The sequence below is a fragment of the Mesorhizobium sp. M1E.F.Ca.ET.041.01.1.1 genome (assembly GCF_003997355.1).
Classification (GTDB): domain Bacteria; phylum Pseudomonadota; class Alphaproteobacteria; order Rhizobiales; family Rhizobiaceae; genus Mesorhizobium.
Map to the genome: position 1 here is coordinate 1 of NZ_RZSL01000095.1, position 15,647 is coordinate 15,647.

10 protein-coding genes are annotated in these 15,647 nt (G+C 65.1%); 9 read left to right on the plus strand and 1 reads right to left on the minus strand.

What is annotated here, in order from left to right; translation table 11 throughout:
* From tagH to EOA38_RS10885, 8 genes are all read left to right on the plus strand, one after another.
* Nucleotides 1-501, plus strand: a 501-nt coding sequence (tagH, locus tag EOA38_RS10850; RefSeq protein ID WP_127299183.1) for a type VI secretion system-associated FHA domain protein TagH, incomplete at its 5' end; no start/stop codon positions are given.
* Nucleotides 502-806: 305 nt separating this feature from the next.
* On the plus strand, nt 807-2,312 hold the full coding sequence (gene tssL, locus EOA38_RS10855; protein WP_126095522.1) for a type VI secretion system protein TssL, long form: 1,506 nt from the start codon (nt 807-809) through the stop codon (nt 2,310-2,312).
* A 25-nt stretch (nt 2,313-2,337) separates the two neighbouring features.
* The gene (gene tssM / locus EOA38_RS10860; RefSeq protein WP_189434592.1) at nt 2,338-5,868 is read left to right on the plus strand and encodes a type VI secretion system membrane subunit TssM; all 3,531 of its coding nucleotides are present in this window, start codon (nt 2,338-2,340) and stop codon (nt 5,866-5,868) included.
* A gap of 153 nt (nt 5,869-6,021) precedes the next feature.
* Nucleotides 6,022-6,795 (plus strand): protein phosphatase 2C domain-containing protein, encoded by a 774-nt coding sequence (locus EOA38_RS10865; RefSeq protein ID WP_127299185.1) that lies wholly within the window; start codon nt 6,022-6,024, stop codon nt 6,793-6,795.
* Between the two features lies 1 nt (nt 6,796).
* Nucleotides 6,797-9,400: a serine/threonine-protein kinase gene (locus EOA38_RS10870; protein WP_127299186.1), complete on the plus strand. Its 2,604-nt coding sequence runs from the start codon at nt 6,797-6,799 to the stop codon at nt 9,398-9,400.
* Nucleotides 9,401-9,412: 12 nt separating this feature from the next.
* A complete protein-coding gene (locus EOA38_RS10875) occupies nt 9,413-9,898 on the plus strand; it encodes a DUF1036 domain-containing protein (protein WP_127299187.1) in 486 nt (161 codons plus the stop codon).
* Nucleotides 9,895-12,315 (plus strand): M23 family metallopeptidase, encoded by a 2,421-nt coding sequence (locus EOA38_RS10880; RefSeq protein WP_127299188.1) that lies wholly within the window; start codon nt 9,895-9,897, stop codon nt 12,313-12,315. Before EOA38_RS10875 ends, EOA38_RS10880 begins: the two co-directional genes overlap by 4 nt.
* Nucleotides 12,316-12,540: 225 nt before the next feature.
* The gene (locus EOA38_RS10885) at nt 12,541-14,157 is read left to right on the plus strand and encodes a caspase family protein (protein WP_127299189.1); all 1,617 of its coding nucleotides are present in this window, start codon (nt 12,541-12,543) and stop codon (nt 14,155-14,157) included.
* 78 nt (nt 14,158-14,235) lie between these two features.
* On the opposite strand, the gene EOA38_RS10890 is transcribed toward EOA38_RS10885, so the two are convergent.
* Nucleotides 14,236-14,769 (minus strand): OmpA family protein, encoded by a 534-nt coding sequence (locus EOA38_RS10890; RefSeq protein ID WP_189350272.1) that lies wholly within the window; start codon nt 14,767-14,769, stop codon nt 14,236-14,238.
* A 173-nt stretch (nt 14,770-14,942) separates the two neighbouring features.
* On the opposite strand from EOA38_RS10890, the gene EOA38_RS10895 reads away from it, so the two are divergent.
* Nucleotides 14,943-15,509: a hypothetical protein gene (locus tag EOA38_RS10895; protein ID WP_127299190.1), complete on the plus strand. Its 567-nt coding sequence runs from the start codon at nt 14,943-14,945 to the stop codon at nt 15,507-15,509.
* Nucleotides 15,510-15,647: the final 138 nt, after the last annotated feature.

Here is a 15,647-nt window from a genome sequence, read left to right on the forward strand (position 1 = left end):
GATCCGCATGAGGTGGCCGCCGAGATCGGCGCCGTGCTCAGAACCACGGTCGAGCAGTTGTCGCTGCTGCTCAAGGCACGCGCGGCGGCCAAGGTACTGGCCAAGAGCGCGAACCGCACGATGATCGGCGCCGAAAACAACAACCCGCTGAAATTCGTTCCCGGCACCGACGACATACTGGAGATCATGTTCGCCAAACGCCGCGCCGGCTATCTCGACGCCACGCACAGCGTCGAGGACGCTTTCCGGGACCTCAAGACCCACGAATTCGCCACCTACGCCGCCATGCAGGCCGCGCTCTCCAGGCTGCTCGACGACCTGTCGCCCGAGGCGATCGCCAGGAAACTGCCGCCGGCCTCCTTTTCATCCAAGAAAAGCCAGGCATGGGACGCCCTGGTCGCCACCTGGCGAACGATGGAAGAGAAGCACGAAAACGGCATGCTCGACGTCTTCCTGGCCTATTTCAGCGAAGCCTACGCCAAGGCCGGCAAGCAGAAGTAGCTGGCCGGTCCGTGAAGCCGGGCCCGGCGCTATGTGACGGGTCTCACAGAAGAAACCGCTGCTTCGAGCATCCTGCCTTCCGATTTCAATAGGCTGCCCGATTTCAATCAGCTGCCTGTGCGATTAGGATAACGCACGGAAGCTTGCCTGGCGGGCAAAGCGGCGTGACTTGGGGCGTGTGCAGCAATGTCATGTTTCGGCGAGATGAGCCTTTCCATCCGGCCCGCCGCCAAATCTCGGTATAAAAAGGGCTCAGCCGGCCTCTTTCCTCGACCTGTTCGCTGCACCCCGACGGTGGACCGCCGATGAGCTCGAAGGACGATCCCTCCGTGCCGGCGGACAAGACGGTCATCCGTGCGCCGCGGCCAAGGCAACGGTCGCCCGCGGTTCCCGAGAACCCGGGCGGCGTTAGGCAAGCTCCGACACCTCCCCGGGAATCGACAGTATTCGATCCCGGCGTCGGCCGGCGAATGCCGACCGGCTGGTCGTCCGGAACCGTGATCCATCAAGGCGCCGCTCCCGATGCGGCGGCGCCTGCGGCATCCGTGCCGGCGCTGCAACAGGAGATGCTGCTCGACGCCACGGACGGCGTGAAATACACCACGGCCAATCCAATTCTCGCCGCGGCGGCGCCCCTGCTGATGCTGTTCGGCCAGTTGCGGCTGATGCCGGTCGAAAGGCAGGCGCCTTCCTTGGCGGAGCATATCGCCGAGGCGATCGGGACGTTCGACCGGGAGATGGCGAGAGCCGGCATTGCCGAGGAGGATAGCAGAATCGCGAAATTCGCCCTTTGCGAGACCGCCGACGATCTCGTCGGCAACCTGCCCTGGCCAAAGGACGACGCCTGGGGCCCGCACAGTCTCGTATTGCAGTTCTTCCATACGAAGCCCACCGGTGCCGGTTTCTACGAGGCGCTGAACAAGATCCTGGGCAGCCCGGAGGGGCATCACGACCTGCTCGAGTTGATGCATGCCTGCCTGTCGCTCGGGTTCGAAGGCCAGTATCGCGGGCGGACCGGCCAACGGGACACACTCGAACGCGTCCGGCGCGACGTCTACGACACGATCCGCTACTTCAGGCCGGGTGAAGGCGACGACATCTCGCCCCACTGGCAAGGCATGGCGGCGACGATGCCAAAGCCAAGGGCGCGGCTGCCGCTGTGGGCCATCGCGGCCGCCGCCGCGACGCTGGTGACGGCGGCGTTCTTCGCATTGCGCGTCCTCATCACCGATGAAGGCGACGTCACCGCCGGCGAATTGCTGGCGCTCACTCCTTCGACACCGGTCACCATCGAGCGCGCCAGCGTCGCGCCAATCGCCAAACCCGCGGAGGCCGCACCGCCGCCGCCTGCTGTTCCCGACACCACCCAGATCGACCGCATCCGCGCAGCTTTAGCCAAGGAGATCGCCGTCGGCGGACTGACGGTCGGCACGAAGGGCGATTTCATCGTCGTGGAGGTCAACAACCAGCTTTTGTTCGCGTCCGGCCAAGCCGAGCTGAAGGACCAGTTTCAGCCCATCGCGGCCGACATTGCCACGGCCCTCGATGCCGAGCCCGGGCCGATCCGGATCGTCGGTCACACCGACAATGTGAAGCCGAAGAAGTCGAGCCAGTTCAAGTCCAACTTCGATCTTTCCGTCGCCCGCGCCAAGGCCGTCCAGACGATGATGGCGAAAGAGCTCAAGGATCCGTCACGGATAGCGGTCGACGGCAAGGGCGAGGACGAACCGATCGCCGACAATGCGACGCCGGACGGCCGCGCGAAAAACCGCCGCGTCGACGTGATGATCCCGAAGGAGGAGACGCTGTGAGCGGGCGCGGCGGGGAGCGGCATTGATGCGCTGGGTGCTCAGGATATTCAGCCTGCTGGCGCTCGCCGGTTTCTCGGCGGCGGTCTGGTATGCCGGGCCGCTCATCCGCTTCGCCGATACAAGGCCCCTCGAGCCTGTCTGGCTCAGGGCGACGATCATTGGCGTGACGGTTGCTGTGCTCGCATTGTTCTACGGCATTCGCCTGTGGCAAGGGCGCAAGGCGCAAAAGGCGCTCGAAACAGCCATCGTGCACAGCGACGACCGGAACGACGATGGACAGGTGCTCGAGGCGCGCATGAGCGAGGCCATCGCGACGCTGAAGCAGTCGAGCGGCAAGCGCACCTTCCTCTATGAGATCCCCTGGTACATCATCATCGGCCCGCCGGGAGCCGGCAAGACGACGGCGCTGGTCAATTCGGGGTTGAAGTTCCCGCTGGCCGGTTCCGGCAGCGCCCAGCCGGTGGCCGGCGTCGGCGGCACGCGGTCCTGCGACTGGTGGTTTACCGACGATGCCTTGCTGATCGATACCGCCGGCCGTTATACGACGCAGGAGTCTGACGCCAAGCGCGACAAGGCAAGCTGGCTCGCCTTCCTGGGACTTTTGAAGAAATACCGCACAAGCCAGCCGATCAACGGCGTGATCCTCGCCATCAGCCTTGCCGATCTCGTCGGCCTCGACGACCAGCAGCTCGACGCGCATGTCACCGAGATAAGGAGCCGCCTGCGCGAGTTGCACGAGACACTGAAGATCCAGTTCCCGGTCTACCTGCTCTTCACCAAGGCGGACCTCGTCGCCGGCTTCATGGACTATTTCGGCGATTTCGATGAAGCCCGTCGGCAGAAAGTGTGGGGCGCGACCTTCCAGACCACCGACCGCAACAAGAACATGACCGGCGAGGCCCCGGCCGAATTCGACGCGCTGGCCAGTCAACTGGCGGGCGGGATCGCCGACCGCCTGCAGGATGAGACCGACCCGGTGGCGCGCATCGCGATCTTCGGCTTTCCGGCGCAGTTCGGGGCACTGAGAGCCCGCGTCGTGCGTTTCGTCAGCAGCTTGTTCGATCCGTCCCGCAGCCAGGTCAATGTCAGCCTGCGCGGGCTTTATTTCTCCTCGGGCACGCAGGAAGGAACGCCCATCGATCAGGTGCTGGGCGCGATCGGCCGCAGTTTCGGCAGCACGTCCCAAGCGCATCTTTCCGGGACCGGCAAGAGCTTCTTCCTGCACGATCTGCTGGCGAAAGTGATCTTTCCGGAGGCAGGCTGGGTCTCCTTCGACAGGGCTGCGGAGCGGCGCGCCAGGGTTGCCAGATTTGGCGGCCTCGCCGTGATCGCGCTGGCGGCTTTGGCGGCGCTCGGTGTGCTTGGTTTCAGCTTCACCGCCAACCGGTCGCTGATCGACTCCACCAGGCAGGCGATGGCGCAATACCGCCAGAGCGCGGATTCCTTGCTCAAGAGCACGACCGTGACCGATGTCGATCTGGAGAACGTCATCGGCCCGCTCGACCAGTTGCGCAACCTCCCGGCCGGATTCGAGACCGCCGCCCAAACGAAGCCGGTCGAGGAGAGTTTCGGGCTCAGCCAGCGAGGGAGACTTCTGTCGGCGTCCAAAACAGCCTACCGGCAGGCGCTGGAGCGAAGCTTCCGCTCCCGGCTCCTGGTTCAGGCGGAGCGGACGATTCAAGCCAAGATGGCCGATCCGATCGCGCTCTACGAGCCGCTGAAGATCTATCTGATGCTGGGCGGCAAGGCGCCTAAGGTCGACGACGAGCTGATCGTCTCCTGGATGAAGCAGGACTGGGAGGAGAACCGCTATCCAGGCGAGAACAACCGCGAGGGCCGCGCGCAGCTCGAAAAGCATCTGCGCGCCATGCTCACGCTCGACGACGCCTATGACCCGGTCTTCGAGCTCAACCAGCCGCTGGTCGAGGCGGCGCAGCGCTCGCTCGGACGCATGAGCCTCGCCGACCGCGCTTCGGCGCTGATCAAGTCGGCGGTCTACGCGGCGAGGCTCGAGGACTTTTCCCTTGCCGCGAAAGCCGGCCCGGAATCGCAGCTTCTGTTCGAACGCATGGATGGCAGCGAGCTCTCCGACCTTGACGTTCCCGGCCTCTACACCCGGGCCGGCTTCAACCGCTTCTACCTGCCGCAGCTCTCGCGCATCGCGCAGATGCTGGTCGATGACCAATGGGTTCTCGGCGGCGGCGGCGAGCAGGGCGGCATCGACCAGGACCTGCCCAAGCTCGGCCCCGAACTCATCGATCGCTACGGCAAGGAATTCGCTTCCGCCTGGAACGGCGCGCTCGACCAGTTGAAATTCAAGGCGATGCTGAAGGACAAGCCGCAATACATCGCGCTCTCCGCCGCCGCCTCGCCGGACTCGCCGCTGGACCGGCTGTTCACGGCGATCGCCGATGAAACAGCGTTGACGAAGGACAACGCCGCCTCCGAGGACAACGCCGGCACGGCTCAGCAGGATCCGGCCGGCATGGCCAAGGGCCTGGCCCGCATCGGTCTGCAGATCGCCGGCGGCAAGTCGCAGAGCCGCGCCGGCACAAGCTCGTCCGCCACGCAGAACGCCGGCGCCACCGTGGAAGCGCAGTTCAGGCCCTTCCAGGCGCTGGTGAGCGGTTCCGCCGGACGTCGCCCGCTCGATGCGCTGACGCAGAATTTCCACGATATCTACCAGGGCGTGAAGCTTGCCGCGGACGTCCCTGCGCAGACGGAGCGGGTCAACGCGAACCTGAAGCTGCAGATCTCGACGCTGCGCGCCAATGTCTCGCGCCTGCCGAAGCAACTCGCGCGCATGGTCAATGCGGCCGCGGACGAGTTCGAGGGCAATGTCGCGGAGACCTCGGTGGCCAACCTCAACCAGACGCTCGACGAGACGGTCACACGCCCCTGCGAGGAGGCGGTCAATGGCCACTATCCCTTTGCGAGCGACAGCACGGAGGAAATCTCTATCGCCGATTTCGCCAAGCTGTTCGCGCCAGGCGGCCTGATGGACCGGTTCTTCGCGCAGAACCTTGCGCCGTTGATCGACATGACGGGCCAGGACTGGACCTGGAAGCAGGATGCCCGCGCCGGCCGCGACCTCGCCAAGTCGACCTTGAAGGCGTTCCAGTCGGCGGCGGAGATCCGCAGCGCCTTCTTTCCTTCCGGCGGTTCGGCGCCGTCGATCTCGATCACCGTGACGCCTGTCTCGGTGAACAGCGAGGTCGACAGCGCGGTGCTCAATATCGACGGGCAGACCGTCGAGAGCGCCCAGGCGGGCAACGCGCCGAGCACGGTGACATGGCCGAACGGCGCGGCTTCCGCGTCCGCGAGCCTCAGCCTGGCACCCGAAATGCCGGGCCGCGAGTCCGCCCTCAAGTTCGAGGGACCATGGGCATTGAAGCGCCTGCTGGACAAGGCGACCGTCACCGGCGATGGCGGCGACACCGAAGCGCGCTTCGTGATCGGCGGGCGCGACGTGGCCTACAAGATGGAGATCGGGTCGGGGGCCAATCCCTTCCAGCTTCCGGCCTTGTCGGCCTTCAGCTGCCCGAAGGCGTTTTGAGATGGCGCTGTCATGGTTGCCCAGATCGCTCCCGACCCGGGCTGGCTCCAGCCTTCATTTCGGTACTCTAATGTACGCGCTTGTGGCAGAGTGGCCTGGGCACGCGGCCCACGGTTCGTCGCAGAGGACGCTCGCGAAGCGCTTGGTGACAAATTGAGCACTGTCGCCCTTCCCATCGAGAGCTTCGCCGTAAGCCACAAGGGTTGCGTGCGCGACCACAATGAGGACAATTATCTCGTCGAGCCGCGAACCGGGCTTTGGGTGGTGGCCGACGGAATGGGTGGCCATGAGGCCGGAGAAGTCGCGTCGGCCAGCATCGTCGACCATCTGGCGACGATCGGCATCGCGAGCTCTGCGCCGGACCTTCGCGCGCGCTTCGAGGACCGGCTGAGCCGCGCCAATGCCGAGATCCGCGGCATTGCGCGATCGCGCGGCATCACCATCGGCTCGACATTCGCCGCCCTTCTGGCGATGGACGGGCGGTTCGCGGGCCTGTGGGCCGGCGACAGCCGGATCTATCTGGTCCGCGACGGCACGATCTCGCAGATTTCGCGGGACCATACCGAAGTCCAGGAGCTTCTCGACCGCGGCATGATCAGCGCCGAAGAAGCGCTCACCTGGCCGCGCCGCAACGTGATCACGCATGCCGTCGGAGTGAGCGATGAGCTCGAGATCGATTTCCAGCAAGGCGAGCTGATGCCCGGCGATGTTTTCGTCCTGAACACCGACGGGCTCACCGCGCATGTCGCCGACGCCGAAATCGAGGCGGCGGTCAACTCCGCGCCACCGCAGGCGGCATGCGAGAAGCTGCTGGAAACGGTGCTTCAGCGTGGTGGAACGGACAACGTCACCATCGTGCTGGTGAGGATCGGCGGTGGGCGCAACGGACCGCTCCAATCGGATCGGCCCGGAACGGGAACCGAGTGAAATGAGTGACGACGACAAGACGCGGATTTCGCCGAACCTCGCCTATGCGGGCGTCGGCACGCAGCTTAGCGGTATTTACGAACTCGACGAGCGAATCGCGTCCGGCGGCATGGGGGAGGTCTATCGCGGCCACAACATCCAGACCGGCGATCATGTCGCGATCAAGATCGTGCTGCCCGAATTCGCCCGCGACCAGACGATCCTGTCCTTGTTCCGCAAGGAGGCGTCGATCCTCAACCACCTGTCGCACGACGCGGTCGTGCGATATCACGTCTTCACCATCGATCCGGGGATCGGCCGCCCCTACCTGGCGATGGAATTCGTGGACGGCCAGTCGCTGTTCGACGTCATGCGGCGCGGCCCGATGCCGACGCCGGATGTGCGCAGGCTCTGCCACCGCCTCGCCTCGGGCCTGAGCGCGGTGCATCAGGCCGGCGCGGTCCACCGCGATCTCTCTCCCGACAACATCATCCTGCCCGGCGGCCGGGTCGAGCGCGCCAAGATCATCGACTTCGGCATAGCGCGCTCGGCGAATGTCGGCGGCGAGACGCTGATCGGCGGAAAGTTCGCCGGCAAATACAACTACGTCTCGCCCGAACAGCTCGGCCTCTTCGGCGGCGAGGTCAGCGAGCAGTCGGATATCTACAGTCTCGGACTGGTGCTGGCCGCCGCGCTGCGCGGAAAGCCGCTCGACATGAGCGGCTCGCAGTTCGAGGTCGTCGAAAAGCGCCGGACCGTGCCGGATCTGTCGGATATCGACCCCGATTTCCGCGCGCTCATCGAAGCGATGCTGCAGCCGGATCCTCAAGACCGGCCTGCCAGCATGGCCGAGATCGCCAGGGCAACGCGCGACGAGGATCTCGACGCGACGTTGCCGCCGCCTGCAGCCTTTGGTCCGCGCGAGCGATCGGGCCTGCCGCGCGCCGGATGGACCGCGGCGCCGGACGCCGGGTTCCAGGCTTCGGCCGTTCCCGGCGAACAACGCTTCGTTCCGCATGTGCGGCCGGCGCATCTGTCGGAGCCACGACCTTCGCCGGCGGTGGCTCCGCCGAGGGCCGCCACGGCTGCAGTGCAGAAAAAGGCTGGGAGGACTCCGGCCATCGCCATAGGCGCGGTGGCGGCGTTGGCTATCGTGGCGAGCGCCGGGCTCTATTTCAGCGGCGTCATGTCGCCTCAGCCGCCGGCGACCGAAAAGCTCACGCCTCTCGCGCCGAAGCCGGCGCCAAAGCCTGTTGCGGATGCTTCGAAGCCTAAGCCGCCGGTGCCAGCCGAGGCGCAGCCGGAAGCAACGAAACCTGACAGCTCTGCCACCATCGAGCCGGCGAAGCCTGTCGCTCCCGCCCTGCCGCAACCGGAAGACAAAACCGTCCAACAACAGGCGGATGCAGCGGCCGACCAGAAACCGGCACAATCTGCCGAAACTCCCGTGCCGACCCCTGGCCCCGAGGCGCCACCGGCAGCGGAGGTCCAAGAGCCCGCTCAAAAGACGTCGCCTGCGCTGCCGGAGAACCCGGCCAACAACAATCAGGCGCAAGCCCCGCAGCCCGCGGAGGCCAAACCGGCACAGCCGCCAACCGAGAAATTGCCGACGCCCGCTCCCGCGCCCAAGGCAGCGGAAAATCAGAAGCCGGCGCCGCCAGCCGGCGAGCCGCCAACGGCCAAGGCGTCGGGACCGAGCCAGGCGGAAGGGGAAAACACCGCGGCACAGGAAGCAAAGCCGCCGGCGACAAAGCCCAGCGCTTCGGACCTCATAGACGCGCTGTCCAAGCTGCCCAAGCCGAAGGCTCCCTCGCCTGCGGAAAACCAGGCACAGGCGCCGCCTGCCGGCCAGCCGAAGGTGCCCGAAGCGGTCAGCCAACCGGAAACACCGGGCGCATCGGCACAACCGGCACCATTGCCGCAGCCTGGCACCAAGGAACCTCAGAATACGGACGTCGCCATCAACCTGCCCAAACCGGGAATTCCGCCGACGGCATCGGCGCAGCGCGCCTCCTGGGTGCGCGACTTCAGCGGCGGTGATTGTTTCTACGCGAGCCTGACATCGGCAACGGACAGCGCCGCGGCGATCGAGGGTTTTGGAACCGCGGTGCAGCCTTTCGAGCAGATGCTCAACGATTTCCAGTCGAAGTTCCATCTCGAGCCGGACATAAGCGTTCGCCTCATCGACCAGCCGCAATGCGAGGTGACCAGGTTCCTGCGTTTCCTCGACCGGAGCGGGGCGGAAAAGCCGCAGCTCGTTCTCGACCGGATGTCCGTGCCGGACGGCTCGCCGATCAGCGGCACGCTGGCGACTCGGGGCGGGCTGATCTCCAACGTGATGCTGATCGACCACAAGGGCATCGCGTTCAACCTCGACGACCGCATGGTGGCGCAACCGGGCAAGGCGACGTTCAACATCCCGATCGGCCTCGGCGCCGCCGACAAGGCGGCCGGCAAGGCCGTGCCGCAGATCATGCTGGCGATCACCGGCCCACGGGACATCCAGGCCGCTATGTTCTCGAGGCCGACGCCGGCTTCGGAGCTGTTGCCAAAGATCCTCGAGGAGATAGGGACCGACGGCGCGCAGTTCTCCGCCACCGCCAAATATTTCCGGCTTGGCGGATAGGCATGGACGCCGATGGAACTCCGCCGCCCGCATTCATTGTTCCAGCCACCGCTACGCAGGAACCGTGGTTGGCTCACTCTGCGTGACCGCATATGGCTAGCCGCGCTTGTCGGCGCGGCGCTCTCGATCTTTGCGACCAGCAGGGCGCATGCGGAATTCACCGTCTGCAACCAGACGCTCGATGTCGTCAACCTCGCCGTCGGGCAGAAGGTCGATGATGCCGACCAGACGGACGGCTGGTGGACGATCGGCGCCAACCAGTGCGTCAACGTCATCCGCGAGGAACTGGCCAACCGCTACATCTACATCTACGCGACGGACGTCTTCGGCCATGCGATCCTCAACGGATCAATCGAGATGTGCATCGACCGGCGCCGCTTTTCGATACGCGGCATCGACGAATGCTGGCAGCGCGGCCATATCGCCGCGCGCTTCGTCGAGGTCGATACGCAGGAGCAGGTGCGCTGGACGTATTTCCTGACCGGAAACAGCCCGTGACGCACAGCATCGACACCAGCTTCAAATTGAAGAAGCAGGCGCGCCTGGCCGAGCGCCGGCGCACGCTCTGGCGCTGGGTTCTTTCCGGTGTCGCGGCGCTCGTCGTCGCTTCAGCAGCGACGGGCTTCTACCTTACCAAGAACTACTGGTCGTTCGGCGACGAGGACGAGGAACTGCATCCTGTCGAGGGCATGGTGGACGTCCCGCCCGACGCCTTGGTCTATGTGCCGGCCATCATCGACCTCGCCGGAGACCCGATGTGGATCACGCTGGCGCCCGACGCGGAAACCGCGACCAAGGGCCAAACGGTCGCGCGCCCGGCCGATCTCGACAGTTCCGGAGCCTCGCCGCAGATCGAAATCCTCTCCGACGTGATGCTGAGCGCTAGCGAAAAATTCATGACGACGATTCCGTCGACGCAGGAGGATTTCGCCTTTTTCCAGGCGCAGCGGCAGACCGCTCCGAAATCTCCGGCGACGGCACCTGACGATCAGCAAGCCGCCCCGCCCGCTCCGGCCGCAGCGGACGACCAGCAAGGCGATCTGGAGAACGACCTTCAGCCGGCGCCTGACGAGAGCGAGGCCCCTGCCGGTTCGCCGCCCAAGGCGGATGCCGACGACCCGGAGGCCGGCTGGGGAGAGACCATCGACCAGGGCGAGGCCGCCCTTCCCGCCTTCAAGAAGACCGCGATCGAGAACAACACGACGGTTGCGACCGTCACCAGCGAGTACCAGCGCTTCGAGGCGACCGGAGACACGTTCGTGAAGATCCTCAACGACCGCAGCCTCGACAGTGTCGTCGCCGACGCGCATTTCTCCGCCGACGACGCCAAGCTCGCGGGCGAAGCGCTGAAGGCGCTGTTCAACCGCGACAGCCTAGAGGCGGGCTATGTCGTCGCGATGCGCGGATTCAGGCCAAGCCGCGAGACGACGACCATGTCGCTCATGCAGGTCTCGATCTATGCCAGGAACGTCTATGTCGGCACGCTGACGCGCAATGCCGCGGGAGCCTTCGTGTCGGGCGTCGACCCGTGGGTGCGCGAGGACCTGTTCAACTATTCAGGCACGTCCGACGAAGGCGGGCTCAAGCGGCAGTACCGCCTGCTCGATGCGATCTATTCGACGGCCGCGCGCAACAAGGTTCCGACCAGCGTCATCGGCGAAGCGATCATGTATCTGTCGCGAGGACAGGATCTCGACGCCTTCGCCAGCGAGGACCAGCAGCTGGTGCTGATCTACTCGCAGACGCCGCGCGGCCAGGGCGAGATCTCCGGGCGGGTCCTCTATGTCGGCGTTCAAGGCACAGAGAAGAGCCTCGACTGTTTCGTCTTCCAGCAGAGCGACGGGCAGTATGCGTGCGTCACGGGCAATGACGAGGTTCGTTCGCTGACCGTCACCAACGGCATGGTCACGCCGGTCAATGGGGTGATGACCTCGACCTTCGGCCCGCGCAAGCACCCGATCCTCGGCACCGTTCGTATCCACAAAGGCGTCGACTGGGCTGCTCCGGTCGGCACGCCGATCATGGCCGCCTTCGACGGCGAGATCTCCTTCCAGGGCGACGGCGGCGGCTATGGCAATCTGGTGAAGATCACCCATGCCAACGGGCGCGAGACGCGCTACGCGCATATGCAGAAATTCGCCATCGCGAGCGGCGTCGGCACCAAGGTGAAGGCCGGCGACGTCATCGGCTATATCGGCACCACGGGGCTTTCGACCGGCCCGCATCTTCATTTCGAGCTCTACCAGAGCGGCGAGGCGATCGATCCGCTGGGGACGGTCACCACGGTTGCCGCCTATGCGTCCGGTGGTTCCGGCGATACCGCCGTCGAGACGCTGACCGACCGCATCGTCCATGTCGAAAGCGGCGGCAGCGCGCGCGCCAAGAACCCGCTGTCCTCGGCGACCGGCGCCGGACAGTTCATCACCAAGACCTGGATCCGGATGATGAACACCTATCGCCCCGACCTTGCCCGCTCGCTGTCGACTGCGGACCTGCTCGCGCTTCGCTACGACGCCACGCTGTCGCGCGAGATGGTGCGCAACCTGGCGCGAGAAGGCGAAGCCTATCTTCGCGCCCGCGGCCACCAGATTACCGCCGGGCGCCTCTATCTCTGCCATTTCCTGGGCATGGAAGGCGCGGCACAGGTGCTGGCGGCGCCGGGCTCTGCGCAATTGAACGCGGTCCTCGGAGCGGCCGTCATCCAGGCCAACCCGTTCCTCACCGGCAAGACCGCCAGCTACGTCGTCGACTGGGCTGAACGCAAGATGGGTCAGAAGGTGACCCGCGTGGCGTCCGATCAAGGCCAGCAGACGACCACGACCCAAATCCGGCAGACATCGCCGGAGTTCGAAAAATACAAGCAGGCAATAACGGCGCTGATCGGTTCGATTCAAAATACGCTTGAACCTGGTTAACCCCGGCTTTCGAACCAGGAGAGGCCGCGGCCAACCGCCGGGCAGATTGGTTTTCGATGCCGCCAATGATAAATTAGCCACTGGTTGCAAACTTTTTTGTGAACCAAAACTGTGGCCGGGATCACATACGCTCAAGAGCCATTTTTGGCAGAAGCGACTTTGTCGCCAGCGGAATTCAGCATGTGCAGACATCGATAGCGCCCCTGAGGGGCGGAGGGCTGATCCATGAAACCGTTTGCCGTCCTTGTGAGTGCATTTATCCTGTTTTTCCTCGCCGCGTTCGGCGCCCAGGCCGCCGCGCACGACGCCAAGCGCGTCGCGCTGGTCATCGGCAACAGCAAATATGTCAATGCCGTGCCTTTGCCGAATCCCGCCAACGACGCGCAGCTCATCGCCTCGACGCTGCGCAATGCCGGCTTCGACGTGATCGAAGGCGTCGACCAGGACAATCAAGGCATGCACAGCCTGATCAGCCGGTTCACCGAGGAATCCTACAATGCCGACCTCGCCGTCATCTTCTATGCTGGCCACGGCATGCAGGTCGACGGGAAGAACTACCTGATCCCGGTCGATGCCGAATTGACGTCGCCGGCCTACCTCAAGACCCGCACGGTGCAGATCGACGAGTTCATGGCGGCGTTGCCGCCCGACCCGGCCGTCGGCGTCATCATCCTCGACGCCTGCCGCGACAATCCGCTGGCAAGAACGCTGGCTGCCTCATTGCCGAAGAGCCGCTCGCTCGGCGCCGGCCTTGCGCCGGTCGAAGCGAAGGCCGACGGCGTCGGCACGGGCGGCGTGCTCATCGCCTACGCGACAGATCCCGGCGCGATCGCCTTCGACGGCAACGGCGTCGACAGCCCTTATTCGCTGGCTCTGGCCAAGCACCTGACCGAACCCGGCGTGGAGATCCAGAGCGCCTTGACGCGTGTGCGCGGCGAGGTGACGGAAGCCACGCAAGGCCGGCAGCGGCCCTGGCACAATGCATCGCTGGGGCGCGAGGTTTTCCTCGGCAAGCAGGCGGTAGAGGCCGCGCCTGTCGCGGCACCCGTCGCCGACGCAGCCAAGACGACGGCGGCGCCTGCGCCCGCTCCGGTGGCCAGCGAACCGCCTTCCTGGGAAGTCGAGCAGCGCCTCTGGGACGAGGCTTCGAAGAAGAATGCCATCCCGTTCTACGAAGCCTATCTTGAACAATTTCCGAACGGGCGCTTCGCCACGGTGGCCAAGCTCAACATCGATCAGCTGAAGGACCCGAAGGCGGGCAGCAAGCAGGTCGCGGCCCTCGATACGAATGAGGCCAATGCCGGCTCGGCCGTGCGCACCTCCGTCGGCATCACCGACGAGATGAAGCAGACACCAGGCACCGAGCAGACGGAAGGCGCAATCGGGCTCGACCGGAACGGCCGCATCGACCTGCAGCTTCGTATCGAAGCCCTTGGCAACGAACTCGGCCAGGTCGACGGCAATATCGGTCCGAAGACGCGCCAGGCGATCGGCGTCTGGCAGGGCAAGAACGGTCTGCCGCAGACCACCTATCTGACACGCGCGCAACTGGCGTTCCTGACGATCCAGACCGACCCGATGATGGATGCTATACGCGCCAAGAATGCCGCCGATCAGGCGCGCATCACGCCGCCGAAGAAGCCGGTGGTGCAGAAGACCCGCACGCTGAAGCCAGTGGCCGAGAAGCCGCGCAGGAAACAGCAGCTTGTCCAGCGGAGGCGCAACAGCGACACCGTTGTTCGTGAGGATGGCCCGCCCCCGAACGACAACAACGACTTCCTGACCAAGGCGCTGATCTTCGGCACCGGTGTCGCGGTGGGCGGCGTGCTCAACAAGCCCTGATGAAAACGGGAGCCCCGCCTGTCGTGGCTGGGCTCCCGTCGATCGCAGTGTACCGAGCGGTGACTTGTGCCGGCGCCTCTATTCCGTCCTGATCCGCATCTCCACCCGGCGGTTGACCGGATCGTAAGGGTTGGCGACGCGCGGGTGCGATTTACCCACGCCGATCGCTTCGAGCCGGGTAGCCTGAACCCCGTTCGCCGTCAGGAAAGCGGCCACCGATTGCGCCCTTCTTTGCGACAGGTCCTGATTGTAGCGATCCGAGCCGGAAGCATCGGTGTGGCCTTCGACGACGAAGCTGAACGTGCTCAGCCGGTTGTCCCTCAGTGCCTTGGCGAACTCGTCGAGTTCGGTGCGCGCGGTCTGGTCGAGCTGGGCGGAATCCAGGGCGAAATTGATCATCATGTCGAGCCCGGTCTTGTTGGGAGCCGCGCTCTTTTCGTTCTTGCTCTTGCACTCCTCCTCGGTGCCGACGCAAATCCCGCGCGACGCGCCGAGTTTGCCCTGGCCGGCGAAGAACTTCACGATGTCTTCCGATTTCTGAAGCGGATCAGCGGAAACGTGCGTCGAAAAAAGCACGGCCGCCAATGCAAAGGCTGAACTGGCCCACCGCATGACCATTACTCCCTGTTTGAGCGGATTTCGCTATTGTGAACCATATCAAATTTCGCGGCGGCTGTCTGTGAACAAACACACGCTGAGAGCGGCCTGCGTCTGCTACGTTTGAGGCTTGACCAGCGCCCCCGCCGGGGTTTCAGTACCTCTATTCCTAGTGAGGGCGGGCAGCCATGGCCAACAGGCTCCGGTTCAGGACGGCGCGGGATCTTTTCGGCGCTTGCCCTGCCATCGCTCGTGATATGAAGGCCACTCCCACCGACCAGCCCTCGATCGAGTTTTGCCGCGCCCTGCTGGCCGGGCGCGTCCCCGAAGAGGCAATCACATTCTGTGCTTATCTGCTGCCCGAGCGGGCCGGAGTCTGGTGGGCGCATGAGTGCCTGAGCAACCTTGCGGAGCTCCTCGGCGACAACGACCTCGAATTGCTGGCGCTTGTCCACGACTGGGTGGGCGAACCCGGCAACCCCGACCATCGCGCGGCGGTCGCCCAGGCCGTGGAGGTGCCGCCGGCAACGCCCGTTTCCTGGATCGCCCTGGCGGCTGGCTGGCGCGACGGCGGTCAGGCCATCGACCAGGCGGCGGCCGGATTTCCAGCCGCCCATGCCGTCAGCGCGGGAATCCTGGCCGGGCTGGCGCGGGTATCGCTGGCGGACCGTTTTGCCGTTCTCTCCGCCTTTGTCGAAATGGGCATCGAGATGGCGGAATTGGATGCGCAGCAGCAAGCGGCAGACGCCTATTAGATCTGTTCCGCCGACATGGAACGCCCCCCGCAGGACAACTCGATCTCGATACCGGCATGTGACCGGAGCACAGAGCAGTTGCTATTGCTTGGCGAGCGGTTCGAACTGGTCTCGATAGTGACCTAGCGTGTGCTGACG

Bases quoted from the DNA above. Each gene is read 5' to 3' on its own strand.
- EOA38_RS10870 (WP_127299186.1), top strand. From the start codon at position 6,797: ATGAGTGACGACGACAAGACGCGGATTTCGCCGAACCTCGCCTATGCG.
- EOA38_RS10875 (WP_127299187.1), top strand. From the start codon at position 9,413: ATGGAACTCCGCCGCCCGCATTCATTGTTCCAGCCACCGCTACGCAGG.
- tssM (WP_189434592.1), top strand. From the start codon at position 2,338: ATGCGCTGGGTGCTCAGGATATTCAGCCTGCTGGCGCTCGCCGGTTTC.
- EOA38_RS10890 (WP_189350272.1), bottom strand. From the start codon at position 14,769: ATGCGGTGGGCCAGTTCAGCCTTTGCATTGGCGGCCGTGCTTTTTTCG.
- EOA38_RS10895 (WP_127299190.1), top strand. From the start codon at position 14,943: ATGGCCAACAGGCTCCGGTTCAGGACGGCGCGGGATCTTTTCGGCGCT.
- tssL (WP_126095522.1), top strand. From the start codon at position 807: ATGAGCTCGAAGGACGATCCCTCCGTGCCGGCGGACAAGACGGTCATC.
- EOA38_RS10885 (WP_127299189.1), top strand. From the start codon at position 12,541: ATGAAACCGTTTGCCGTCCTTGTGAGTGCATTTATCCTGTTTTTCCTC.